This is a genomic window from Halomonas sp. G11 (assembly GCF_001663515.1).
Taxonomy (GTDB): domain Bacteria; phylum Pseudomonadota; class Gammaproteobacteria; order Pseudomonadales; family Halomonadaceae; genus Vreelandella.
Window position 1 is genome coordinate 19,214 of record NZ_LYXG01000043.1, and the last position, 24,807, is coordinate 44,020.

Consider the following 24,807-nt stretch of genomic DNA (forward strand, 5'->3'; position numbering starts at 1 on the left):
TGCTAGCGTGTCTTTTATCGGTTGTAAATTATTCAGCGTCTTTCTGCTCGGCAAATAGCGCGTCGAGCTTTTGCTCGAAGTCGTGGTAGTTCAAGAAGTCATAAAGCTCATCGCGGGTCTGCATGGTGTCCAGCACGTCTTTCTGGTGGCCGTTATCCAGGATGCTTTGATAAACGTTAAGCGCGGCGGCATTCATGGCACGGAAAGCGGATAGCGGATACAGCACCATCCGGCAACCCACCTCCCCCAGCGCCTGCTGGGTGAACAGCGGCGTGGCGCCGAACTCGGTAATATTGGCAAGAATCGGCGCGTTGACCCGCTCGCAAAACGCCCGGTAGTCATCCAGGGTATGCACCGCTTCGGCGAAGATGGCGTCAGCACCTGCTTCGATACAGGCATTGGCACGCTTGATGGCCGCGTCCAGACCCTCTTTCTGGAACGCATCGGTGCGCGCAATCAGGTAAAAATCCGGGTCGAGCTTGGCATCCGAGGCGGCTTTGATGCGATCGACCATTTCCTGCTGGGAGACAATCGCCTTGTTGGGGCGATGCCCGCAGCGCTTCTGGGCCACCTGGTCTTCCAGATGTACCGCTGCCACCCCCGCACGCTGCATTTCCTTGACGGTACGCGCAATGTTGAACGCCCCACCCCAACCGGTATCGATATCCACCAGCAAGGGCAAATCGGTAGCGCCGCAAATACGGTGAGCATCTTCCACCACGTCGTTCATGGTGGTCATGCCCAGGTCCGGCAGACCAAAAGAGGCATTCGCCACGCCGCCACCGGACAAATAAATCGCCTGGTGCCCTACCCGCTCGGCCATCATCGCCGTGTAAGCGTTGATGGCGCCAAGAATCGGCAGGGGCCGATTCGCCTCAAGCGCCGCCCGAAAGCGGGCACCGGGTGTTGAACCTGACAAGCTTGAATGGGACATGGGCGTAGACTCCTTTGTAATCCGACACGGGTATACGGCGTTTTACCCCGAGTGCGTCGATGATTGTTGTTCAAGAATGGTGGCATAACGGTCGGCGACATTGGCGCGGGAGGCGCTGACGTGGCGGCGCATTAATAATTCGGCCAGTTCGGCGTCGCCAGCTTCGATGGCATCGACAATGCGGTGGTGTTCCACAAAAGCCCGCTGGGGGCGCGCGCCGCTGGCGCTGAACTGGGTACGATAAAGACGCACGAGGTAGTAGAGATCGTCACACAGCAGGTTCATCAGCATCTTGTTATGACTGCCCTGCACAATACAGTAGTGAAAATCGAGATCGCCTTCGCGCTGATAGTAGGCTTCGCCACGCTTTAAGTCTGCCTGACCTTCATGAAGCGCCAGAACATCCCGCAAGCCCTGCACCTCTTCCGGCGACATGTGCTCGGCGGCAAGACGCGCCGCCATGCTTTCCAGCGCCTCGCGCACGTCAAAAAGCTCAATCAGCTCTTTCATTGAGAGCTTGACGACCCGGGCCCCGACATGGGGAACCCGCTCGATTAGGCGGTGTGCCTCCAGGCGGCGCATTGCTTCACGCAGCGGCCCTCGCGATATACCGTAGGTTTTCGATAAACCCGGTTCGGTAATCTTGCTCCCGGGGGCGAGTTCACCGCGAACGATGGCTTCCTGGAGCTGCTGGAAAACCCTCTCGGCCAGGGTGCGTACTTCTGGAGAAGCCGCATCATGATCCGATGAATCTTTATGTGTAGTCACAGCTGATAGCGTCATGATGAATTGTCGACAATTAGATAGTGGAGCAACTTTAGCCCTCCTAAAAACTACCGTCAACCTTGCTTATCGTTCGAACATATATGCCTTTTGTCGTACGACTTAGGGCAACAAGGTTTTACGATGTCAACAATCTGACGAAAAGCGGGGCACCGCTGACAACGATGTCCTGCATCATGCGATTAACGTGAGAAAGCCGTAGAGAAGATCGACTGGTGTCCTTGTTTAACGCCCTCTAAAATGCGTTGCCCACTCGGCCAGGCGTTTGCTTCATGACATCGGCGTTAACACTGACGGCACTGCCCTACCTACCCGACCCGTTGACGACATTCGCGACACTTCGCCAACGCTCAGGCGCGGTGTTGCTCGATAGCGGGCGCCCGCTGGCCAACGGTCGGTTTGACATCATGAGCAGTGATCCACTGGCGACGCTTGAAATCGATGCCAACGGCCAATCGAAGATCACGTCCGATCGACTCACTGCGCCTCTCGACTGGCCTGATGCGTTTGCCCCCCAGCAGTGGCTGCTTGACCAGTTGCCTGTACCATCACAAGACATGGGCGAGCTCCCCTTTGCGGGCGGTTTGATCGGTTACTGGGGGTATGACCTGGGCCGTGAGCAGCAGTCGATTGCCAGCCAGCAGCCGCGTGTCACCGACCTGCCCCAGGCCCGAATGGGGCTCTATGACTGGTGCATCACGCTTGACCACCAAACCCAGCAGGCCTGGCTCGTCGCCACCGCCGAGCGCCGCACAAAGGTCATGCGCTGGCTTGACCATCCAGAGCCAGCGACGGGGCCGTTTTGCCTGACCGCTTCTTTTCAGGCGGAACTCAGCCGCGCTGATTACCACCAGCGCTTTCATGCCGTACAGGACTATATTCGCGCGGGCGACTGCTACCAGATCAACCTGGCCCAACGCTTTTCGGCGTCTTACCAGGGCGATGAGTGGCAAGCCTATTTACGCCTGCGCCGCGCCACCCCCACGCCTTTTTCAGGATTCATGGCGTGGCAGGACAAAGCAGTGCTTTCGCTCTCGCCGGAACGGTTCATTCGTAGCCATCAGGGCCAGGTGGAAACTCGCCCGATCAAGGGAACGCGCCCCCGCGGCATTACCCCTGAAGAGGACAAAGCACTCGCCGAGCAATTGCTCAATAGCCGTAAAGACCGGGCCGAAAATGTCATGATCGTTGACCTTTTGCGTAATGACCTGGGCCGTATCTGCTTGCCCGGCACGATCAGGGTTCCTCAGCTCTGTCACCTGGAGAGCTATCCCAACGTTCATCACCTGGTCAGCGTCATCCAGGGACAGCTCCCCGACCCGCGTGCCGCCCTCGCGCTTCTCGCCGCTGCGTTTCCCGGCGGCTCGATTACCGGCGCACCCAAAATTCGTGCCATGCAGATCATCGATGAGCTGGAACCCTGCCAACGAAGCATTTACTGCGGCAGCCTCGGGTATGTCGACGTGCGGGGAAGCATGGACACCTCGATTGCCATTCGCACAGTGGTGGCCGATGCCGGTCGGCTTCACGTATGGGGCGGTGGCGGACTGGTAGCCGACTCCAACGTCGATGAGGAATACACCGAGACGTTGGACAAGATTCGCCATTTGATTAAAGCTCTGGAATAAGAAAGGATAATTTATATATCAAGAAGGAATATAAAAGCCAAACCAAACGGTATTGGGGCGACCTGCCTGCTCTTTGGTAGTCTAGCGACAGGATCTTTCCGACGATAAGGAGGCAGCATGTCCTCAGAACTTGACGCGATCAACAACGACTTTGCCAACAACCCTCAAGGATTAATCGAGTGGGCGATGGCGCAAGGCACACAGCCTATCTGCACCACCAATTTCCGCCCGTTCGAAGCGGTGATTCTGCACATGGTGACTCAGGTGCGCCCCGATATTCCCATCGTATGGATGGACAGTGGCTACAACACCGAGGCGACCTACCAGTTCGCCGATGAGCTCATCAGGCAGCTTGATCTGAATATCGTCAGCTTCCTGCCCAAGCGGACCCGCGCGCATCGCGAAGCGCTGGAAGGCCCCATGCCGGGTATTGATGACCCGCGCCATGATGCCTTTACCCAGGAAGTCAAAATCGAGCCTTTCGAACGTGCTCTGAGGGAAATGCAACCGGATGTATGGTTCACCGCCCTGCGGGCGGAAGACACCCCGGAACGTGCCAGGATGCAACCGGTCAGCCGCAATGCTGATGGCCTGCTGAAAGTCGCGCCGCTGCTTCAGTGGACGGCCAAGGATATGTATCAGTACCTGCAAGCCCACAACCTGCCCAACAACTTCGACTACTTTGACCCCACCAAGGTCGAGGAAAAGCGCGAATGCGGACTGCATCTACAGCACTGATCTCACACCGCAGGTCAGTTTAATACTCCGGCAGGTCCAGGTCGTCGAATAACGACTGCTCATGACGCGGGCCTGCGGTCAGCGCCTCTTCCACCCGGTCACGGGTAAGATGAGGCGCAAAGCGGGTCAGAAAATCGTACATGTAACCGCGCATGAAGGTGCCACGACGAATACCAATCTTGGTCGTGGAGCTTGCAAAAAGATGACGTGCATCCAGCGCAACCAGATCATCGTCCAACGCCGGGTCAACGGCCATGTGCGCCACAATACCTACCCCCATGCCGAGCCGTACGTAGGTTTTGATCACATCGGCATCTGCCGCCGTGAGCACCACGTTCGGTGTCAGTCCCTTGGCCTTGAACGCATCATCCAGTTGGGAACGCCCCGTGAAGCCAAACACATAGGTGACCAGCGGATGCTCCGCCAGCGCTTCCAGTGTCAGCGGCGCCTCCAGATGGGCCAGCGGATGGTCTTTGGGCACCAGAACACAACGGTTCCAGCGATAGCAAGGCAGCAGAATAAGATCGGTAAACAGCTCCAGCGACTCGGTGGCAATGGCGAAATCGGCCTGCCCCTCACTAACCATCTGGGCAATTTGCTTGGGCGTGCCCTGCTGCATATGCAGCGCCACATCGGGATACTTCTGGGTAAAAGCGCTGATAATGGGCGGCAGCGCATAGCGCGCCTGGGTATGAGTGGTGGCAATCGCCAGACTACCGCGCCGTTCGTCGCTGTGCTCCTGGGCCACATGCTTGATGTTCTCGGTCAACCGCAGCACTTGCCCGGCCAGATCGATGATCGACTGACCGGCAGGCGTCACACGGGTCAGGTGCTTACCACTACGCGCAAAAATCTCGACGCCCAGTTCGTCTTCCAACAGGCGAATTTGTTTGGAAATTCCAGGCTGCGAGGTGTAAAGACTTTGCGCGGTGGCCGAAACATTCAAATTGTGCCGATTCACTTCCCAAATGTAGCGAAGCTGCTGCAGTTTCATAGTGTCACCTAACCGGTCAATGCACGGATGATTGCGTTGAAACGGCAAGCGCTGCCGTTGGCACTTGGCTCACACAACCATTATTAGAATAAAAAAAAACGCTATAATGCCTTTATAGTATAAAAAAACAGCCTTGGCAGCACCTATTACTTTTTACTATTTTATCGATTTCGCGCCGATCGCATTTGCCACACCCCGTTTCGCCCGCTAACATTTGCCGACTTGGCGCGATGAAATGCGCTATGCAATCGCGTGATGACCGTTGCTCCATTTGAGGCAACGAAACAGCAAGAGCAACGCAAACGGGAGAAGCAAATGGCTACTAATGTTGATGTTACTAACGCCAATTTTGAGCAAGAAGTCCTCAACGCCGAACAGCCAGTCCTACTGAAGTTCTGGGCCCCCTGGTGCGGCCCCTGCAAAGTCATGGCCCCGGTGGTCGATGAAGTCGCCGACGAGCAAGGCGAAAACCTCAAGGTGGTCAGCGTCAACGTTGATGACGCCCCCGAGATCGCGGCAGAGCAAGGCGTGCGTGGCGTTCCCACCGTCATGCTTTTCAAAGCGGGCACCAAAGTGGCATCGCTGGTGGGCGCTCAATCAAAATCGCAGCTAACCCAGTTTATCGACCAGAACGCTTGACGTAACAAAACCGCCGACAGTGTCGGCGGTTTTGCTTGTTCAGCTCAGTGCCGCCTCAGCCAGGGCGGGCGGCGAGCGTCCTGCTTACTCGAGGTCTCTCCTTTCCGACTGCCCGGCCCCAACAAGTGCGCCATCCATCGCGTTTGCGGATGACTGTCCAGGGCTATCTTGAGCGTCATGGTCAAAACGACCGAGAGCAGCATCCCGGCAACCCCAAACACCCACCCCCATACCACCAGCGATAAAAACGCCACGAAGGTGGAAAGCCCCAGCGCCTGCCCCATGATCCGCGGCTCGACCAGGTTACCCAGCACGAAATTGATCCCCAGGTAAGCGGATGCCAGCAGCAATGCCTGCCAGACACCCCCATCCTGAGAGACCAGCAGCAATAAAACAGGCGGAATCGCGGCAATCGCAGAACCAATATTGGGAATAAAGTTGAGCGCAAAAGCCAGTACCCCCCACAGCAGCGGGAACTCGACTCCCACCATCAGGCAAGACAGCCATACCAAAATACCCGTCGCCAGGCTGATCACCGTCTTTACGGCAAGGTAACGTTTCAACGTCAGGCTGAATTCGCTGAAACGCTTCAAACTCGGCGCTGGGTTTTCCAGGGCTCGCGATACCTTATCGCGGAAATTCAGCGTTTCGAACAAGAGGAAAATAACCAGCAACGCGACAATGGTGCTCTGCATGAACAGGTTGCCAACCTCTCCCAGCAAGGTTTGCATCCAGGCTCCTTCACTATCCATTTCCAGCATCGAGCTAAGCTGATCCGGGTCTATTGCCAGGCCGCGAGACGCCAACGCATTTAATACATCCCAGTAGTGCTCATAAAGACGCGTTTCAATATCAGGCAGGGCTTGGATGAAGGTGCTGAAACTGTTCACTACCAGCAGGCCGATCATCGACAAAAACACCAGCATGAACATCAAGGTGAGAAACACCGCAAGCCGTAAGCTAAGCCCGCAACGATTCAGCCAATGCACGGGGGACGTGCATACCACAGCGATAAAAATGGCGAGCAGCAGGGGGACCAGCAGGTCCGCGCCCATTTTCATTCCCGCCATAATGACCACCAAAGCGGCCATGGCCAGCGTGGCATTCAATGGAATACTGCGGTAATCCTCATCCGATAACTTCGACATACGCCTCCATTTCTAAGCAACATCGCCTTCTAGACCAGAAGACAACGGAATTTAGCACCTAGCGTGCAAACTTCTAGCAACAACTATCAACCACACTGCCACGGCTGAACTTTCTTTAGCCTGCCGCATTCAAAGCAGAGTCTAGTCTTACTCGTTCTCCTCCGCCATGCGCCTGAGCGCACACGCATTTATAGGGATGTTGCCCATGAAATTTCGCTTGCCCTCTAAAACACCATTACGCCAAAGCCTGGTCGTCAGTGCACTGCTTACCCTGATCAGCATTCCGATGGCCCAGGCAGCCCCCACGCCGCCGAGTTTGCATGTCCAGGCTCAGTCCTTTGTTGAGGTCGCGCCTGACAAAGCCACCCTCAGTGCCCGCTTATGGGAAAAGACACCCGCGCTATCAAGCCTCGAAGACACCGACAGCGACGAATTGACCGCAGCGCGGGAGCGTCTTGAGCGCCGCGCCAGCGAGCTGATAAACACGATGGAAGATAGCGGCCTCGAGCGCGATGCGATCAGCGCCGGTTCCTTGAATATTTACCCTGAGCAGGTATCAGGCCCGCGTGGCAGTAATGGTGAGGGTGAAACGCTGCAACGCACGCGGCTCGAACGCCCGGTCACCGTCGAACTGACGGATATCGGACAGCTTGGTGACGTGCTGGACGCCTTGATGGATGCAGGCGTGAACGCCCTGGACGGCGTGCAATTCGACCTGCAGGACCGTGACGCCGCCAGCGACGAAGCGCTGGTCAAGGCCCTGGAGAAAGCCCGGCACAAGGCCGAGCTGATGGCCGATACGCTGGATACCGACCTCGGTCATGTTCAGCACATCGAAGAAACCCAGTCGCCCATCTTCCAACCCCGCATGATGTCAATGCGGGCAGAGAGCAGCGCCAGTGCCGATACCGGCCATAGCCCCAGCAGCGAATATCGCCCCGGGACCATCCGCATAGAAGCAGGCGTTAACGTAGAATGGGCCCTTAAAGGACCAGACGCTCCAGCCCGCCCAGATAGCGACGTAGCGGCTCAGGAATAACCACCGAGCCATCCGCCTGCTGGTGGTTTTCAAGCACCGCCAGCAGGCAGCGCCCGACCGCCAGCCCCGAGCCGTTCAAGGTATGCAACAACTGAGGCTTTTTCGCATCCGGATGACGGAAGCGCGCCTGCATGCGCCGCGCCTGGAAATCCTCGCAGTTGGAAACCGAGGAAATCTCGCGGTAGGTCTCCTGGCTGGGCAACCATACTTCCAGGTCGTAGGTCTTGGCCGCGCCAAAGCCCATGTCACCGGTGCATAGCGTCACCACGCGATACGGCAGCTCGAGCGCCTGCAGGATCGCCTCCGCATGGCCGCGCATGTCCTCCAGCGCCTGGTAGCTGTGTTCCGGCTCGACAATCTGCACCATCTCGACCTTGTCGAACTGATGCTGGCGAATCATGCCGCGGGTATCGCGCCCATGTGAACCTGCCTCAGACCGGAAGCACGGCGTATGCGCGGTGAGCTTCATGGGCAGCGCCGCCTGGTCGACGATCTCATCGCGCACAAAGTTGGTCAGCGGCACTTCCGAGGTGGGAATCAGGTGATATTCACGCTCATCGTCCAGGCGAAACAGGTCCTCGCCAAACTTGGGCAACTGGCCGGTACCGATCAGCGACTCCCGGTTGACCATGTAGGGCACATAACATTCTTCGTAGCCGTGCTGCTCGGTTTGGGTGTCCAGCATGAACTGCGCCAGTGCGCGGTGCAGGCGTGCTACCGGCCCGCGCATCACTGCAAAGCGTGCGCCGGTGAGCTTGGAAGCCAAATCAAAATCGAGATAGCCTGACTGCTTGCCCAGATCGACGTGATCCTGCACCTCGAAATCGAATGCACGAGGCGTGCCCCAACGGTGCAGCTCGACGTTATCGTCTTCGCTTTTGCCTTCCGGCACGCTGTCATGAGGGATATTGGGAATCCCGCTGATCGCATCGTCCCACTCGGCCTGCACCGCTGCCAGCTGCTGTTTCGCGGCATCCAGGCGCTCGCCCAGGTCACTGACCTCGTCCAGCAACGGCTGAATATCCTCGCCGTTGGCCTTGGCCTTGCCAATCGCCTTGGAACGGGTGTTGCGCTCGTTCTGCAGTTGCTCCGTCTGGGTTTGCAGCTCGCGACGGCGCGATTCCAGCGCCTGCAGTCCCTGTTTATCCAACACAAAGCCCCGGCGGGCCAGTTGTTGCGCCAGCGCATCAAGATCACCGCGCAGCAGTTTCGGATCGAGCATGAGGTATCCCTTGGCCTGAATTCAGTAAACCACGGCGCAAAACGCCGACAACAAAGGCAACTATTGTAGGCAAAAGCGCGTGCGGGGGCTATGGGTGCCTAGGAGAGGATCTTGAAAAGGGAATAGCCCGCGTCATGTTTCAGTCTTTTGTGCTAACATATGTACACACACAAACAGGATGGGCAGTCACCATGGACACCAGAATTCAGTTTCGGGTTGATGAAGAGACAAAACGCTTAAGCCAGCAAATGGCTGAGAGCCAGGGCCGTACATTAAGTGATGCCTGCCGCGAATTCACCGAGCAATTGGCCGAGCAGCAACGCAAGGCGTTATCTCACGATGCATGGCTAACCCAGCAAATAAATCTAGCCTTCGAGAAGCTCGATGGTGGCAAGGCTTCCTTTATTGATCACGAACGTGCAAAGGTACAAATGGCTGAACGCAAAGCCAACATTCGGGGTCGGGCAAACAAATGATCTTGTGGGAAGAAGAGGCTCTGAATGACCGCGAGAAGATCTTCGAATTTCTTTACGACGTCAATCCTGACGTCGCTGAGAAAACCGACGACATCATTGAAGCGAAAGCTGAGAGTCTACTTGATCAGCCATTGATGGGTGTGCAGCGGGATGGCATTCCAGGCAGATTGCTTATCATCCCGGAGATTTCGATGATTATTTCCTACTGGGTCGATCATTCCTCGATTCATATCATGCGGGTACTTCACCAAAAGCAGAAGTTTCCAAGCGACTGATTTTTTGTAACTGTACGTCTGGAAACGATTCACTCACTGCCAGGCTCCCCTCACTTCACCTACCTGTAGCAGTTGAGATTCTCAACGTTTCTCGGCAACCTGATGATGATTGAAATTTCATCGCCCATTTCTTGCCGAGCTCCAACACCATGCCTACCGCTTTTAAACAAACACTAGACGCCATTGATGCGCTGCATGCCCAGGACCCGCGCTCCACGACGCTTGTCGATGGCACCGCCATGCCCCAGGAGCTGGCTTATGCCCAGCGCATGAGCAAGTGGCTTGCGCACGTATACGATTCGCCCGGCGAGTTGTTGCAGTTGGCAGTGCGGGCCCAGCATTTGCAGCGCTGGCAGGTGCCCCGGGAAGACTACGACAAAGGCCGGGTGGGCTATTTGACCTGGCGGCGCGACCAGGGCAAGCGTGCAGGCGAGACCACGGCCCAACTGATGGAAGAGGCCGGGTACAGCGCCGAGGACGCCAAACGCGTCGCGGCAATGATCGGCAAGAAAGGTCTGGGACGCGACCCTGAGGTGCAGGCACTGGAAGACTGCGCCTGCCTGGTATTTCTGGAAAACTACTTCGCCGATTTCTCGCGCAAGGTCGAGCACGATCATATGGTGCGCATTGTGCAGATGACCTGGCGTAAAATGTCCCCGCGTGCCCACGAGCTGGCGTTGGCGCTGCCCATGTCCGAATCATCTTCCACGCTCGTCAAGGAAGCACTGGGCGAGGCATAACGCCGCCGCCCAGGTGCAGGCCGTCGGCCACTGCGGTAAAGTAGTCGCCTTCTCTTCATCCGCTTTCAGCAGTGACGGCTTGCTCAATTATGATTGCATCTCTGGATTCGCGTACCGCACCACTCGAACGCCTGGGCACTCACTATGTGCGCTTTCTCGAGGCGCTGAAAACGCGCGGTTTTGAAGGCGAGATCGCGCCGGATTACGCCAACCGGACAGTACTGGCGACGGACAACTCGATTTACCAGCGCCTGCCCCAGGCCGCGGTCTTTCCCAAGCACGCCGAAGACCTGGAGCGGCTGGCCAAGCTGGCAAGCGAAGTCCCCCATCGCGATATCGTGCTCACGCCCCGGGGCGGCGGCACCGGCACTAACGGCCAGTCGCTGACCGACGGCATCGTGGTGGATGTTTCCCGCCACATGGACCAGATTATCGAGATCGACGTGGAGAATCGCCGGGTGCGCGTCCAGGCGGGCGTGGTCAAAGACCAGCTCAACGCAGCACTCAAGCCACACGGGCTGTTTTTTGCCCCGGAGCTGTCGACTTCCAACCGCGCGACGATCGGCGGCATGATATCCACCGACGCCAGCGGCCAGGGCAGCTGCGAGTACGGCAAGACCCGTGACCATGTGCTCGAGCTCGACACGGTGTTGCTGGGGGGTAAGCACTTGCACAGCCGCCCGCTGAGCGTTGAAGAAGAAACCACGGAATGCCAGCAGGACGGCATCCTCGGCCGGGTTCATTCCACCGCCGCCGAGATTATCGACCAGCAGCGTGAACTGATCGAGACCACCTTCCCACCGCTCAACCGCTGCCTGACCGGCTACGACCTGGCCCACCTGCGGGAGCAGGACGGCCAGCTCAACCTCAACAGCCTGCTGTGCGGGTCGGAAGGCTCGCTTGGGTTTCTGAACGAAGCCGTATTGAATGTCCTGCCGATTCCCAAGCACTCGACGTTAGTGAACGTTCGCTACGCCGGTTTCATGGAGGCCCTGCGGGATGCCAAGGCGCTGATGGCGTCAAATGCTCGCCCAACGTCCATCGAAACCATCGACGACACCGTGCTGCAACTCGCCATGGACGACTTCGTCTGGAGCAGCGTGGCCGAGTTTTTCCCGGCCGGGGACACCGCCATTCGAGGCATTAACCTGGTCGAGTTCAACGACGACGACCCCGATGCGCTGGCCCGGCGGGTTCGCGCATTCACCGAGCATTTGCGCCACGATGCCAGCGTCGAACGGCTGGGCTATACCCTGGCCGAAGGCCGCGGGCAGATCAAGACCGTCTACGGCATGCGCAAGCGCTCGGTGGGCCTATTGGGCAATGTCCAGGGCGAGAAGCGCCCGCTGCCGTTTGTGGAAGACACCGCCGTGCCGCCGGAGCACCTGGCCGACTATATTGCCGAGTTTCGCGCCGCACTGGATGCCCGGGGGCTCGCCTACGGCATGTTTGGCCACGTGGATGCCGGAGTGCTCCACGTTCGCCCCTCGCTGGATATGAAAGACCCGGCTCAGGAAGCGCTGATTCGGGAGATTTCCGACGAGGTGGTCGCCCTTACCCAGAAATACGGGGGGCTTCTATGGGGTGAGCATGGCAAGGGCATACGCTCCGAGTACGGCCCCAAGTTTTTCGGCAAGCTCTATCCCAGCCTGCAACGGGTCAAGGCCGCCTTTGATCCCTATAACCAGCTCAACCCCGGCAAGATTGCCTCGCCCTCGGACAAGGGCGAGCTGATTGCCCGGGAGCACGACCCGGAGCTGCTCGCCATTGACGGCGTGCCGATGCGTGGCCAGCTCGACCGCACCATCGACGAGCGGGCCTGGCAGGCCTACGACGCCGCGGTCTACTGCAACGGCAATGGCGCCTGCTACAACTACGACGTCGATGACCCCATGTGCCCGTCATGGAAGGCCACCCGCGATCGCCGCCATTCGCCCAAAGGCCGCGCCAGCCTGACCCGCGAATGGCTGCGCCTGCAGTCCCAGGCAGGGATCGACGTGGTGGAAGAGTCGCGCCAGAAAAAAGCCGAAGGCGGCTGGGGCTTTATCAAGCACTTCCCGCGGCGGGTGATCAACACGCTGAGCCGCAAGCAGCACCACGATTACTCTCACCAGGTTTACGACGCCATGGCCGGTTGCCTGGCGTGCAAATCCTGCGCGGGACAGTGCCCCGTCAAGGTCAACGTGCCGCAGTTCCGCTCGCAGTTTCTGGAGGTCTACCACGGCCGCTACCTGCGCCCGCTGCGGGACTATGTCATCGGCGGCACTGAATGGATGTTGCCAGCCTTTGCCAGGATTGCCCCGCTGTATAATGCCGTGCTGGGTCAGCGCTGGGTGGAAAAACTCATGCGCAAAGGCATGGGGATTAGCGATTCCCCCGCGCTGTCCCGCGCCAACCTCAAGAAAAAACTGCGCGCCTGGGGCGTGGCGGAAGCCACCCCCACGTCATTGGCCCTACTCACCGAACAGCAGCGCGCCAACAGCGTAATCATCGTCCAGGATGCATTTACCAGCCACTTTGAAGCCAAGCTGGTGATGGATATTGTCGAGCTGTTGTCACGCCTCAACCTGCGGGTCTTCGTGATGCCTTATTCGGCCAACGGCAAGCCACTGCATGTGCAGGGTTTTCTAGGGGCGTTTGAACGCACGGCGCAGAAACAGGCCGAGCGGCTGCGCACACTGGCGCACTTTGATATTCCGCTGGTGGGTATCGACCCGGCGATGACCCTCACCTATCGCCAGGAGTACGTCAAAGCGCTGGGCAATGAGGCCGTACCGGAAGTACTGATGCTGCAGGAATGGCTGGCCACCCGGCTCAACACCCTTGCGACCCGCCCGCTGGAGGTGAATGATCCAGGCTTCAAGCTGCTTTCTCACTGCACCGAAAGCACCAATGCGCCGGGTAGCCCCAAGGCGTGGCAGCAGGTGTTTGCCGCCTTCGGGCTGGAGCTCGAGTTGGTCAGCACCGGCTGCTGCGGCATGTCCGGCACTTATGGCCATGAAACCCGCAATACCGCTACATCCAGAACCATTTACGCCCAGTCCTGGCAACCCCAGGTAGACGCCGATGAAAATGCGGGCAAGCTCCTGGCCACCGGCTACTCCTGCCGCAGCCAGGTGAAGCGTTATTCGGCACAAACGCTCGAGCATCCCCTTCAAGCGCTGCTGAGCGCCCTCAAGCGCGGATAACGTTGATCTCACCAACGCCAGCAGACCGTTCTATTATGGCATGCTGGCAAATTAGTCGAGTTCAATGGTGGGCTATCTTGCGACGATTTCGGGCTATCGGCCAAACAGTCAAGGCATGCGCCGCGGCGCTGACCTTGCTGATGACCACAGGAGGCGCGGCCACGGCTCAGCAAGCGCGGGTGGAAACCCAGCGCGTCGAGGCCACCCCGCGTATCGAGATGCTCCGTTTGAACGGTAGCGTCAGCGCTCCACGCACGTCGCAGCTCTCAAGCGCCGAGTCAGGCCTGGTAAGCACTTTACACGTGGACCTGGGGGCACGGGTCCGCCAGGGTGAGCGCTTATTAACCCTGGATAGCCGTGAGGCTGAACTTGAACGCCAACGTACCCAGGCCAATGTTGACCAGGCCCGCGCCGAACGCGACGATGCCCTACGACGCCTGAACGAAGCCAACCAGTTGGTAGCAGAGCAGAACATCGCGGCCAGCGAACAGCGCCAGCGACAAAATGCTCTCGCCGCCGCCGAGGCGACCCTGGCAGCTCAGCAGGCCGAGCTCGCGCTCTGGGCGCTACGCGTTACCCGCCACGCGATAACGGCGCCGTTTGATGCGCTGATCACCCAGCGGGACATTCAACTCGGCGAGTGGGTCTCCCCCGGCGACACCTTGATGACACTGGTTGATGTCGATGCCTTGACGGTTGATTTCCCGGTACCCTTCTCTGCCTACGCGCAAATGGACAACGCCACCCTCGAGATGCGCCAGGAAGGCGACGACCAGTGGTATGCCGTCCAGCCCCAGGCACAGGTACCTCAGGACACCAGCAGCCGCCAATTCCTGCTGCGCGCTGACCCAGGCGACGCACTCGCACTGTTGCCCGGCATGGCCGTTGAAGGTCGCCTGCGAATCGAGGGAGAGCCCGGCCCCAGCGTTCCCCGCGATGCATTGATCCGCCGCCCGGATGGCAGCGTCAGTGTCTGGCTGGCCCGTCAGCAGGACGACGAGTGGCGCGCCGTTGAGCAGCGCGTCGACATCGGCAGCGGCTTTGAGGGCGATGTTGCCGTTCATGAAGGTGTCGAGGTCGGCGACCGGGTGATCGTGGTGGGTAATGAACGCCTCGAACAGGATCAGGCACTGACCCTGAGCGACGACGAGGAGTAACGCCCACGCATGTTTGCCGCCATTATCCGCCACGGTATTCTGGTCAGCGTGGTCACGCTGATTCTGTTGATTGTGGGCATCGCTGCCATCTGGCGGATCCCCGTGCAGATGATTCCCGACCTGGAAACCCGGGTGATCGGCGTCGAGACCCAGTGGGCGGGCGCCAACCCGCAGGACATCGAAAAAGATATCCTGATCGAGCAGGAAGAATACCTGCGTAACGTGCCCAACCTGCAGCGCATGGAGTCCACCGCCAGCAGTGGCAGCGCCGAAGTCGAGCTGGAATTTCCCTTTGGCGTCGACCTCACCGAAACCCTGATCCGGGTCAATAATGCCCTGAGCCAGGTGCCCTCCTACCCCAACAACGTCGACCAGCCGCGCATCGTCGCCAACTCGTTTTCGGCCAACGCCTTCATGTATTTCAATGTCGGCCCACGCGAAGGCAACCCTCGCCAGCTCGATATGCCCGCCATGCGTGATTATCTGGAAGATAACGTGCGCCCGCGCATGGAAAGCGTCAACGGGGTGTCGGAAGTCAACGTGTCCGGCGGTGCCGAACGGCAGATGCAACTGCTACTCGACCCGGACGCCCTCGCCGCCCGCAACCTAAGCATCAGCGATATTCAAAGCGCGCTGGAAGAACGCAACCAGGATGTATCCGGCGGTAATCTGGAAAGTGGCAAGCGTCGTTATCTGCTGCGCACCGTGGGGCGCTTTGAAGACGTGCAAAGCCTTGAGGCGCTGATCCTCAGGCGCCAGGGCGATGAAATCATCCGCCTCGGTGATGTCGCTGAAGTACAGCAATCCTACGCTGAACTCACGTCACGATCGTATAACGCCGCTGGGGAGCCGGTGCTCAGCGTCCAGGTCCGCCGAGAGCCAGGCGCCAACGTGATCGATATCAAGCGTGACATGCTCGCAGAAGTCGAGGCACTGAACGAGGGCCTGCTGGCCGAACAAGGCATGCAAATCACCCTCTCCAGCGACGACGTACGCTACGTGGAGTCGTCGATTGCCAATGTCTGGGTCAATCTTGGCCTGGGGGCGCTGTTCGCTACCCTGGTGATGTATGCCTTTCTACGTTCAGCGCGGGCCACTTTTGCCGGTGTTATCGGTATCCCCATCTGTACCATTGCCGCTTTTCTGGGCCTGCTACTGGCAGGACGCACCCTGAACGTAATTTCCCTGGCCGGGGTCGCCTTTGCCATTGGCATGACCATCGATAACACCATTGTGGTGCTCGAAAGCATTGAAACCCAGCGCCGCCGCGGGCTGGCACGTTTTCAGGCGGCGCTTGAGGGGGTCAAACAGGTCTGGTCGGCAGTGCTCGCCTCAACACTGACGACGATTCTGGTATTTGTGCCGATCGTCTTTATCGAGCAGGAGGCCGGGCAACTCTACTCCGATATCGCCGTGGCCATATCCACCTCGATCCTGGTCTCGATGGTCGTCGCGATTACCGTTATCCCCACCCTGGGGGCGCATATCGATTTTCGCGGGCGCGAAAATAGCGACACAACGCGCCCGCGCTGGATGAGCGCCTGTTTGTGGGTAGTGAACAGCATGATCCAAAGCGCCGGGCGGCGCCTGGCCGCCATCGTGCTGGGTGTCGTCGGCGGCGTGGCGATCTTTGTCTGGCTGACGCCACCCGCGGAGTACCTGCCCGAAGGCGAAGAAGCCAAGACCTTTGCCAGCATGAATGCCCCTGCCAGTTACAACCTCGCCACCATGGACGAAATCGCGCAAACCCTCCAGCGTGAACTCGAACCCCATGTAGGTGCCGACCCGGCCGCCTTTGAGCGCGGCGACACCGACGTTCCACCGATCCGCACCATGGGCATTCAGGCCGAAGCGCAGAGCCTGCGTATTATTGCCGAGACCATCGACCCCAATCATATTGAAGCGCTAATGGACGCGCTGACCGAGCGCTACGAGGCCTACCCGGATATGCGCGCCTTTGCCGCCCGCGGTTCGATCATTTCCAGCAACGATGGAGGCACGCGCAGCATCACCCTGGATATTGCGGGCAGTGATCTGGAAACGCTTTACGCCACGGCCAACCGCCTCTATGAACGCGCGGAGGCGACCTTCGACAATCCGCGTATTCAGTCGCGCCCCTCTGCGCTCGATCTTGGCCAGCCACTGATCGAGGTCTACCCTGACTGGGCACGCGCCGCTGAGTTAGGCTTCGACACAGACGCCCTCGGCACCGCTATCGCGGTGCTGACCAACGGCGCCTATCTGGATGATTTCTATCTGGACGATGAGAAAATCGACCTTTACGGCTATGGTCCGGACGCCGGTGACATTGAACTCGACCAACTGGCCAGCCTGCCGCTTCATACCCCGACCGGCTTCAACGTACCGCTCAATGACGTGGCCACTATTGAAGAAACCGTGGGCACCGCCACCATCCGCCGGGTCGATGGTCGACGTAGCGTGACCCTGGACGTGATTCCACCGCGCAGCGTGGCGCTCGAAGCAGGGATTGAACGGATGCAGCGCGAGGTGATCGCGCCAATGCGCGACGCAGGGGAGCTGCCGGGCGATATTGACGTGACGGTAACAGGTGCAGGGGATCAACTGGACGCCACCCGCCAGGCGTTAACCGGTAATGGCTTGATCGCGCTGGCGATTGTCTATCTGCTGCTGGTGGCGATTTTCAGCCACTGGGGCTACCCGCTGCTGATTCTGGCGACCATCCCCCTCGGCGCGGCCGGTGGCATCGTCGGGCTATGGCTGATGAATACCGTGGGCGCGGTGCTGCCGCGCGTTGGTCTGAACGCCATCAGCCAGCCGTTTGACATGATCACCATGTTGGGCTTCCTGATACTGATGGGCACCGTGGTCAACAACCCGATACTGGTCGTCCATCAGGCACGCACCAACCTGCGCGAGACGTCCATGGGCGTGCGCGATGCCGTCTTCAATGCGGTAGAAAGCCGTTTGCGACCCATTGCCATGACCACGCTCACCACCCTGTGCGGGCTCTCGCCACTGGTCTTTTTACCCGGCGAAGGCACCGAGCTTTACCGCGGTGTCGGTGCCGTTGTGCTGTTCGGGCTGCTCGGCACGGCCATCGTCACCGTGACCTTCCTGCCTGCGCTGACCGTGGCGGTGCTGAGCTGGCGGACGAAGCCTCGGCAGGGCTAGAAAAACAGCCGACTGAGGGCGTCACCTGGGTCGGCTTCACGCATGAAGACCTCACCTACCAGAAAACCGTTAATTTCGTGGTCACGCATCAACTCCACGTCGTCCCGGGTATGGATGCCCGATTCGGTGATCACCGTCACCCCCTCTGGAATCCCCGGCAGCAGTTCCAGCGTGGTGTTCAAACTGGTCTCGAAGGTATGCAGGTTGCGGTTGTTAATCCCAATCAGCTTGAGATCCAGCGCCATGGCACGTGTCAGTTCGTCAGCATCGTGGACTTCTACCAACACGTCCATCCCCAGAGCGACGGCTTGCTGGTTCAGGTCGCGTAGCTGGGCGTCGTCGAGGGCGGCCACAATCAATAGAATACAGTCCGCGCCGATGGCGCGCGCCTCGGAAACCTGGTAGCCGTGGGTAATGAAATCCTTGCGAATCACCGGCAGCGAACAGGCATCACGCGCGGCAATCAGATAATCTTCGTGGCCCTGGAAAAAATCGGCATCGGTGAGAACCGATAGGCACGCCGCACCGCCCTGGGCGTAGCTTTTGGCGATATCCGACGGATGAAACGCCTCACGAATCACCCCTCTGGAAGGCGAGGCTTTTTTGATTTCAGCGATGATGGCCGGGTCGCCAGCGGCAATGCGTCGGTCAAGCGCATCAATAAAGCCCCGGGGGGCGCTCTGCTTTTCAGCCAGCGCCAGCAGGTCGGCTTCCGAGACGGCCTGGCGGCGCTCGGTCACTTCCTGGTCCTTGCGGTCCAGAATGCGCGTTAAAATAGTCGGCGTTGCCTGTTGAGTCATGAGGGTCTCTTCTTGTTTAAAACTTACCTTGTTTAAGGGCCTACTGTTTAAAAACGCTGGTGAAGTGGGACAATTCTTTAAGCTTTTCAAGCGGTAACTTGGAGGCCTGGGCATCCTGGGCCAACATCACGCCCTCTTTCAAGCTATCCGCCACGCCCGCGCAATACAGCGCCGCGCCAGCATTCAGCGCGACCATGTCCGCCGCCGCATCCTCACCGCTCAGTGCCGCTTTTACCAGCCGCAAGCTATCTTCCGCGCTGGTGGCCTTGAGGGTGGCCAGGCTCTGACGCTCGATGCCGAAGTCCTCGGGATTAATGGTGTACTGGGTAATCTCGCCGTCTTTTAGCTCCGCCACCTGGGTCGGGGCGGCCAGCGAAATTTCATCCAGGCCGTCTTCGGAATGCACCACCAGCACGTGGCGGCTGCCGAGCTTCTTAAGCACTTCTGCCATCAGCGGCACCAGCGACGGCGCATAGACACCCAGCACTTGATTGGGCGCGCTGGCCGGGTTGGTCAACGGCCCGAGGATATTAAACAGCGTACGTACGCCCATTTCACGGCGCGGGCCGATGGCATGGCGCATCGCCGGGTGGTGATTGGGAGCAAACATGAACCCGACCCCCACTTGTTCGATACAGCGGGCAACCTGCTCAGGCTTTAGGTCGAGGTAAATGTCCGCCACGTCGAAGAGATCGGCACTGCCAGACGACGATGACACGCTGCGGTTGCCGTGCTTGGCCACATGAGCGCCAGCGGCAGCAGCGACAAAGCTGGCGGCGGTAGACACGTTGAACAGGTTGGCGCCATCACCGCCGGTGCCGACGATATCCACGATGTTGTCGACATCCAGCTCAACCCGCTTCATCAGGTCCCGCATCACCTGGGCGGCAGCGCTGATTTCGACAGCGCTCTCGCCTTTCATGGCGAGCCCCACCAGCAGACCGCCAATCTGGGCATCGGACGCTTCACCGGTCATGATCTGGCGCATCAGCGCGTGCATGGCATCGAAAGAGAGGTCTTCGCGGCGCATCACCGCGTTAATTGCGTCTCGCATTTGCATGAACAGGAAAGCCCCTAAAGCTGTATTACCGGCGATCAGCCGCGTTGTAAAAAGTTGGCCAGTAGCGCATGACCTTGACGGGTAAGGATGGATTCAGGATGAAACTGAACGCCTTCAACATCGAGCTCCCGGTGGCGCAGGCCCATGATAACGCCTGGCGTCACGTCGTCATCCGCAGTCAAGGCGGTTATCTCCAGGCAGTCGGGCAGGCGTTGCTTGTCCACCACCAGCGAATGATAACGGGTTACTTCCAGCGGATTTTCCAGGCCGACAAACACCCCTTGGTTATCATGCTCCACCGCTGAGGTCTTGCCATGCATGACCTCCGGGGCGCGCACCACATGGCCGCCGTAGACCTGGCCAATGGCCTGATGCCCCAGACACACCCCCAATACCGGCAGTGTGCCAGCAAAATGCTCAATGGCCGACAGGGAAATTCCCGCCTCGTTGGGCGTACAGGGGCCTGGTGAGATGACCAGATGCGTTGGAGCGAGTGCAGCCATCTGCTCGATGGTGATCTCGTCATTACGGTAGGTCACGACATCAGCGCCCAGCTCGACCAGGTACTGGACGATGTTAAACGTGAAGCTGTCATAATTGTCGACCATAAGGACGCGCTTCGCGACCTTCCCCTGCGCCATTGGCTACTTGCTCCGTCAAGGTAAAACGATCATTAATAACTGCTCTACCGCGATGATACCCCAACCCGATGTATCAGTGCAGGGGTTAAGAAGGCGACCGGGGGACGTTAACGCCGGGACACCCACGGTAACACGCTATGCTGTTAAAATATGGCTTACCAGCCTAGTGATAATGTCACGTTTGCGGTGCGCCTCTAAGCTAACAGGCGCTAGTATCGCGGCATAACAATCTTTATTATCAGTCGCTTTTAAAGAGAGTCAGGAGCGTGGGATGCGTAACAACGTCATGAAATGGGGGCTGCTGCTGTTGGCATTGATGGTCGCCAGCCCCTCGGCCACGGCGCAAACCTCGCTTCGGGTGGTGGTGTCATTTTCGGTGATCGCTGATCTGGTCAAGCGCGTGGCGGGCGACGCGGTTAGCGTGGATGTGATCGTCCCGCCCGATGAAGACGTCCACCGCTGGGAGCTGACCCCGCCCAATGTGCTGGCACTGGAAGAAACCGATCTGGTCATTTACAACGGCTTGGAATTGGAGCCTTGGCTGCGCGATGTAAAAGCCATCGTGGAAAATGATCTGCCCATGGTGGCCTTGGCAGAGAATGCAGACTACCCGGCGCTGCCGCTCACCTCTGGCCGTTATCAAGGCTACGCTAACCCCCACATGTGGATGGCCCCCGAAGGTGCCGCCGCCTATGTGGACGTTATCGCCGACACCCTGTCAAAACATGCACCGGACCATGCTGACACCTTCGATCAACGCGCCGCTGATCTCAAGCAGACGCTGAATGAGCTCGATGCCGAGCTTGAAGAGCGCTTGGGCGGTATTCCCCAGACCAACAGAACGCTGGTAACCAGTGAAGCCGGCCTTGCCTACTTCGCCGATGCTTACGCGTTCGATTACGATGCCTTATGGGGCGTTAACCACGAAGCCATGGGGACGGCCGCTGCGATGGCTCGCATGCAGGCCAAGCTGGCCGAGAAACGACCGCCCGGCCTGTTCTTTGAGAGCACCACGCCGAAGATTCACATGGACGCCCAGGCACGTTATGCCGATCTTCCCCTGGCAGGACCGCTCTACGTGGATGCCCTGAGCGGCAGTGACGGCCCGGCATCCAGCTACGCTGACATGCTGCGCCACAACGCGGAACAGTTGCACGCCACCTTGGGCGGTGCCAGGGAAGAAGACTAGCAGCCTCCCATCAGGCGATCATTTCGTCGAGTGACGTGAGTACGGCATCAGGGTCGCTGTGGCTGATCGGTGCGCCGTGATTATAGCCATAGGGCAGCGCCAGGGTCGTAAACCCGGCGGCTTTACCCGCTTCGATATCATGACGTGAGTCCCCCACCATCATGCAATCGCCGGGGGTCACACCGCAGGCTTTAGCCGCGTACAACAGCGGCAACGGGGAAGGTTTTTTCTCCGCCAGGGAATCACCGCCCAGGCACAGAGCAAAGCAGCCGTTAAGCTCGAAATGCTCCAAAATAGGCGCAATAAAGCGCTCTGGCTTATTGGTGATCAGCACCAGCATATAGCCTGCCTCGTGCAGTGTTATCAGCGTTTGTTTCACGCCGGGGTATAAGGCGGTCAGCTGATTCGGGGCCGCCGCGTAATGGTGTAAAAACCCCGCGTAAGCACGATCAAAAAGCAGGGCCTCGGGTGACGCGCCCAACGCCCAGGTTAATGCGCGCTCAACCAGCACGGCCGCGCCGTTTCCCACCCAGTCGCGAACCTTATCTACCGATGGCATTGTCAATCCCTGGTCGGCCAGCGCATGGGCAACCGCGACCGTTAGATCGGGTACCGAATCGATGAGCGTGCCATCGAGGTCAAAAGCAATCAGACGCTTGCCGTGAAGAAGTGGGTGCAAGTGGCCATCCTTATCTGCGTGAATAGTCAACGAAAGCTCGCTTCAGAGCCAGCCCTGAGAGTCGGCTTTGCTATATGAACCGCGGCTTACATTCGTCACTACCGCGAGAAACCTCTATGATGAATATCATTTAAGTCAAGGAGTAAGACATGAGCCTTCCTACCATCGTGATCGTTGGCGGCGGTGCTGGCGGTCTGGCGCTGGCAACCCAGCTGGGACGTAAGCTTGGCAAGCCTGAGCGGGCCAATGTGGTCTTGCTTGATCGCAATACGACCCACGTCTGGAAGCCGCTACTGCATGAATTAGCCACCGGGGTACTGAATTCCAGCATGGACGAGGTTGATTACCGCGGCCATTCGTCGGCGCATCATTACCGCTATCAGCGTGGCTCGCTGTCCGGCATTGATCGCCAGGCCAAGCAGCTGCATCTAGCGCCTGTTGTGGATGAACAAGGTGACGAGGTCCTTCCCGCAAGACAGCTGGGCTACGACTACCTGGTCATGGCCCTTGGCAGCGTGTCCAACGACTTTGGCACGCCAGGGGTTGCCGAACACTGCCATTTTATCGATTCGCCCCAGCAAGCCAAGGCGTTTCAACGCGATATGATCAATACCTTCCTGCGCTACACCGACCCGACGCTGCGCCAGCATCCCCAGTTGACCATCGGTATAGTGGGCGGTGGCGCCACCGGGGTGGAACTGGCCGCCGAACTGTTTGACGCCTCAAGGATGCTCAACGCCTACGGGGTGACCGCCACCGACCACCAGCAGATCAGCGTCCACCTGTTAGAGGCCGCGCCCCGCCTGCTTCCCGGACTCTCCGAGCGTATCAGCCAAACCGTCCAGCAGGAACTGGAGAGCATGGGCGTGACGATCCACGTAGGCACGGCGGTCAAGGAGGCACAGGCTAACTGTCTTGTGACTGGCGATGGCGACGTGATCGAAACCGATCTCAACGTCTGGGCGGCGGGCATCAAGGCACCGCCGTTTCTCGCCGAGCAGGGGCTTTCGACCAATAACAAAAATCAGATCAAGGTGGCGAAAACGCTGCAGAGCGTCGATGATCCGGCGATTTTTGCCCTTGGCGACTGTGCCGACTGCCCCCAGGGAGATGACAGCGCCGTACCACCGCGTGCCCAGGCCGCTCACCAGCAGGCCAAGCTCCTGGCCAAGAACCTGATCAACCAGCTGGAAGGCAAGCCGCTTCGCGAGTTTCACTATCGGGATCACGGCTCGCTGGTATCGCTGGCCCGCTACGATGCCGTCGGCAGCTTGATGCGCAGCTCTGCATCACGCGGGCTATTCCTGGAAGGCTGGCTGGCACGCCGAGCCTATGCGTCACTCTACCGTATGCACCAGCTATCGATTCACGGCGCGCCAAAGACTGGCCTTGCCTGGCTGGTCGATAAGCTCAATCGCTACCTGAAACCTCGTATGAAGCTGCATTAGGTCCTGGTATCCAGTACGGGGATCAAGTACTGGCAATTGCCTCGCGTAGCTGCCGGATCACGGAATCATAGCCGTGCGGGTCACTTTGCTGGTGTGCATTAAAGATCGCCGACCCGGCGACAAAGGTATCCGCCCCGGCAGCGGCAATCTCGGCAATGTTATCGGCCTTGACGCCACCGTCGACTTCCAGGCGAATCTCGCGCCCTGACGCATCAATCCGCGCGCGCGCATCGCGCAGCTTATCCAGCGTCCCGGGAATGAACGACTGCCCGCCAAAACCGGGGTTGACGCTCATCAGCAGCACCATGTCGACCTTATCCATCACGTAATCAAGATAGGACAGCGGCGTTGCCGGGTTGAATACCAGCCCGGCTTTGCAGCCGCTGTCGCGTATCAGTTGCAGCGAGCGGTCGATGTGCTCGGAGGCTTCCGGGTGAAAGGTGATATAGCTGGCTCCCGCCTCGATAAAATCGCTGATCATGCGATCCACCGGCTTGACCATGAGGTGCACATCAATGGGCGCTGTCACGCCGTGTTGGCGTAATGCCTTGCAGACCATCGGGCCAATGGTGAGATTGGGCACATAGTGGTTATCCATGACATCGAAGTGGACGATATCCGCCCCCGACGCAAGCACGTTGTCCACCTCTTCGCCAAGGCGGGCAAAGTTGGCGGAAAGAATCGAGGGGGCAATTAAACAATCACGCACAGACGTCATATCAACATTCCTGCTTTGCCAAAGTAAGTAAACGACGGCCATTACCGCTTTCAGAGGGCTGCATATTACCAGATGCGTCGCGCAACGGGTTTGTCAGGCATTGTCTTTAATTTATATTCCAAAAAAGAATATAAAACACAATTGTAATTCCACAATCC

At 58.8% G+C, this 24,807-nt stretch carries 22 protein-coding genes; 12 read left to right on the top strand and 10 right to left on the bottom strand.

Annotation, left to right across the window (positions count from 1 at the left end; genetic code table 11):
- Positions 1-28: 28 nt before the first annotated feature.
- Together prpB and ADS46_RS17135 are read right to left on the bottom strand one after the other, a co-directional pair.
- On the bottom strand, positions 29-934 hold the full coding sequence (prpB, locus tag ADS46_RS17130; protein WP_066322099.1) for a methylisocitrate lyase: 906 nt from the start codon (positions 932-934) through the stop codon (positions 29-31).
- Positions 935-976: 42 nt separating this feature from the next.
- The gene (locus tag ADS46_RS17135) at positions 977-1,717 is read right to left on the bottom strand and encodes a GntR family transcriptional regulator (RefSeq protein ID WP_066322101.1); all 741 of its coding nucleotides are present in this window, start codon (positions 1,715-1,717) and stop codon (positions 977-979) included.
- A gap of 272 nt (positions 1,718-1,989) precedes the next feature.
- Here ADS46_RS17135 and pabB point away from each other — a divergent pair, with 272 nt between their 5' ends.
- The gene (gene pabB, locus ADS46_RS17140) at positions 1,990-3,345 is read left to right on the top strand and encodes an aminodeoxychorismate synthase component I (RefSeq protein WP_066322107.1); all 1,356 of its coding nucleotides are present in this window, start codon (positions 1,990-1,992) and stop codon (positions 3,343-3,345) included.
- A 117-nt stretch (positions 3,346-3,462) separates the two neighbouring features.
- The gene (locus ADS46_RS17145) at positions 3,463-4,083 is read left to right on the top strand and encodes a phosphoadenosine phosphosulfate reductase family protein (RefSeq protein ID WP_066322109.1); all 621 of its coding nucleotides are present in this window, start codon (positions 3,463-3,465) and stop codon (positions 4,081-4,083) included.
- A 19-nt stretch (positions 4,084-4,102) separates the two neighbouring features.
- On the opposite strand, the gene cysB is transcribed toward ADS46_RS17145, so the two are convergent.
- Positions 4,103-5,077, bottom strand: coding sequence for an HTH-type transcriptional regulator CysB (gene cysB, locus ADS46_RS17150; protein WP_066322110.1), 975 nt, complete (start codon positions 5,075-5,077; stop codon positions 4,103-4,105).
- A gap of 255 nt (positions 5,078-5,332) precedes the next feature.
- Between cysB and trxA the strand changes: the two genes are divergently transcribed.
- Positions 5,333-5,716 carry a thioredoxin gene (trxA, locus tag ADS46_RS17155; protein ID WP_139839338.1) on the top strand — a complete coding sequence of 128 codons (384 nt, stop codon included), beginning with the start codon at positions 5,333-5,335 and terminating at the stop codon, positions 5,714-5,716.
- Between the two features lie 44 nt (positions 5,717-5,760).
- Here the strand turns inward: trxA and ADS46_RS17160 are convergent, their stop codons facing one another.
- Positions 5,761-6,864, bottom strand: coding sequence for an AI-2E family transporter (locus ADS46_RS17160; protein WP_066322115.1), 1,104 nt, complete (start codon positions 6,862-6,864; stop codon positions 5,761-5,763).
- 205 nt (positions 6,865-7,069) lie between these two features.
- On the opposite strand from ADS46_RS17160, the gene ADS46_RS17165 reads away from it, so the two are divergent.
- Positions 7,070-7,903, top strand: coding sequence for an SIMPL domain-containing protein (locus ADS46_RS17165; RefSeq protein WP_156524537.1), 834 nt, complete (start codon positions 7,070-7,072; stop codon positions 7,901-7,903).
- On the opposite strand, the gene serS is transcribed toward ADS46_RS17165, so the two are convergent.
- Positions 7,848-9,125, bottom strand: a complete 1,278-nt coding sequence (gene serS, locus ADS46_RS17170; RefSeq protein WP_066322119.1) for a serine--tRNA ligase — start codon at positions 9,123-9,125, stop codon at positions 7,848-7,850. The genes ADS46_RS17165 and serS overlap by 56 nt on opposite strands.
- 191 nt (positions 9,126-9,316) lie before the next feature.
- Here serS and ADS46_RS17175 point away from each other — a divergent pair, with 191 nt between their 5' ends.
- The 6 genes from ADS46_RS17175 (at position 9,317) to ADS46_RS17200 (ending at position 18,114) form a co-directional block, all read left to right on the top strand.
- A complete protein-coding gene (locus tag ADS46_RS17175) occupies positions 9,317-9,601 on the top strand; it encodes a type II toxin-antitoxin system RelB/DinJ family antitoxin (RefSeq protein ID WP_066322121.1) in 285 nt (94 codons plus the stop codon).
- Positions 9,598-9,876: a type II toxin-antitoxin system mRNA interferase toxin, RelE/StbE family gene (locus ADS46_RS17180; RefSeq protein ID WP_066322123.1), complete on the top strand. Its 279-nt coding sequence runs from the start codon at positions 9,598-9,600 to the stop codon at positions 9,874-9,876. Before ADS46_RS17175 ends, ADS46_RS17180 begins: the two co-directional genes overlap by 4 nt.
- A gap of 149 nt (positions 9,877-10,025) precedes the next feature.
- Positions 10,026-10,616, top strand: coding sequence for a DUF4202 domain-containing protein (locus ADS46_RS17185; protein WP_066322125.1), 591 nt, complete (start codon positions 10,026-10,028; stop codon positions 10,614-10,616).
- 89 nt (positions 10,617-10,705) lie between these two features.
- Complete coding sequence (locus ADS46_RS17190; RefSeq protein WP_066322127.1) at positions 10,706-13,804, top strand: FAD-binding and (Fe-S)-binding domain-containing protein; 3,099 nt, start codon at positions 10,706-10,708, stop codon at positions 13,802-13,804.
- Positions 13,805-13,881: 77 nt separating this feature from the next.
- Positions 13,882-14,961, top strand: coding sequence for an efflux RND transporter periplasmic adaptor subunit (locus tag ADS46_RS17195; RefSeq protein WP_234346874.1), 1,080 nt, complete (start codon positions 13,882-13,884; stop codon positions 14,959-14,961).
- A 9-nt stretch (positions 14,962-14,970) separates the two neighbouring features.
- A complete protein-coding gene (locus ADS46_RS17200; RefSeq protein ID WP_066322129.1) occupies positions 14,971-18,114 on the top strand; it encodes an efflux RND transporter permease subunit in 3,144 nt (1,047 codons plus the stop codon).
- On the opposite strand, the gene trpC is transcribed toward ADS46_RS17200, so the two are convergent.
- The 3 genes from trpC to ADS46_RS17215 are packed head-to-tail and all read right to left on the bottom strand — an operon-like array spanning position 18,111 to position 20,582.
- Positions 18,111-18,914, bottom strand: a complete 804-nt coding sequence (gene trpC, locus ADS46_RS17205) for an indole-3-glycerol phosphate synthase TrpC (RefSeq protein ID WP_066322131.1) — start codon at positions 18,912-18,914, stop codon at positions 18,111-18,113. The genes ADS46_RS17200 and trpC overlap by 4 nt on opposite strands.
- Before the next feature lie 40 nt (positions 18,915-18,954).
- On the bottom strand, positions 18,955-19,974 hold the full coding sequence (gene trpD, locus ADS46_RS17210; protein ID WP_066322133.1) for an anthranilate phosphoribosyltransferase: 1,020 nt from the start codon (positions 19,972-19,974) through the stop codon (positions 18,955-18,957).
- Positions 19,975-20,009: 35 nt separating this feature from the next.
- Positions 20,010-20,582, bottom strand: coding sequence for an anthranilate synthase component II (locus ADS46_RS17215; RefSeq protein ID WP_199825261.1), 573 nt, complete (start codon positions 20,580-20,582; stop codon positions 20,010-20,012).
- 304 nt (positions 20,583-20,886) lie between these two features.
- Here ADS46_RS17215 and ADS46_RS17220 point away from each other — a divergent pair, with 304 nt between their 5' ends.
- On the top strand, positions 20,887-21,804 hold the full coding sequence (locus ADS46_RS17220) for a metal ABC transporter solute-binding protein, Zn/Mn family (protein WP_066322137.1): 918 nt from the start codon (positions 20,887-20,889) through the stop codon (positions 21,802-21,804).
- Between the two features lie 10 nt (positions 21,805-21,814).
- Here ADS46_RS17220 and ADS46_RS17225 read toward each other — a convergent pair whose 3' ends face one another.
- A complete protein-coding gene (locus ADS46_RS17225) occupies positions 21,815-22,483 on the bottom strand; it encodes a phosphoglycolate phosphatase (protein WP_066322139.1) in 669 nt (222 codons plus the stop codon).
- 149 nt (positions 22,484-22,632) lie between these two features.
- On the opposite strand from ADS46_RS17225, the gene ADS46_RS17230 reads away from it, so the two are divergent.
- The gene (locus ADS46_RS17230) at positions 22,633-23,931 is read left to right on the top strand and encodes an NAD(P)/FAD-dependent oxidoreductase (protein ID WP_066322140.1); all 1,299 of its coding nucleotides are present in this window, start codon (positions 22,633-22,635) and stop codon (positions 23,929-23,931) included.
- Positions 23,932-23,953: 22 nt separating this feature from the next.
- Here the strand turns inward: ADS46_RS17230 and rpe are convergent, their stop codons facing one another.
- Positions 23,954-24,649 (bottom strand): ribulose-phosphate 3-epimerase, encoded by a 696-nt coding sequence (gene rpe, locus ADS46_RS17235; protein WP_066322142.1) that lies wholly within the window; start codon positions 24,647-24,649, stop codon positions 23,954-23,956.
- Positions 24,650-24,807 lie beyond the last annotated feature (158 nt).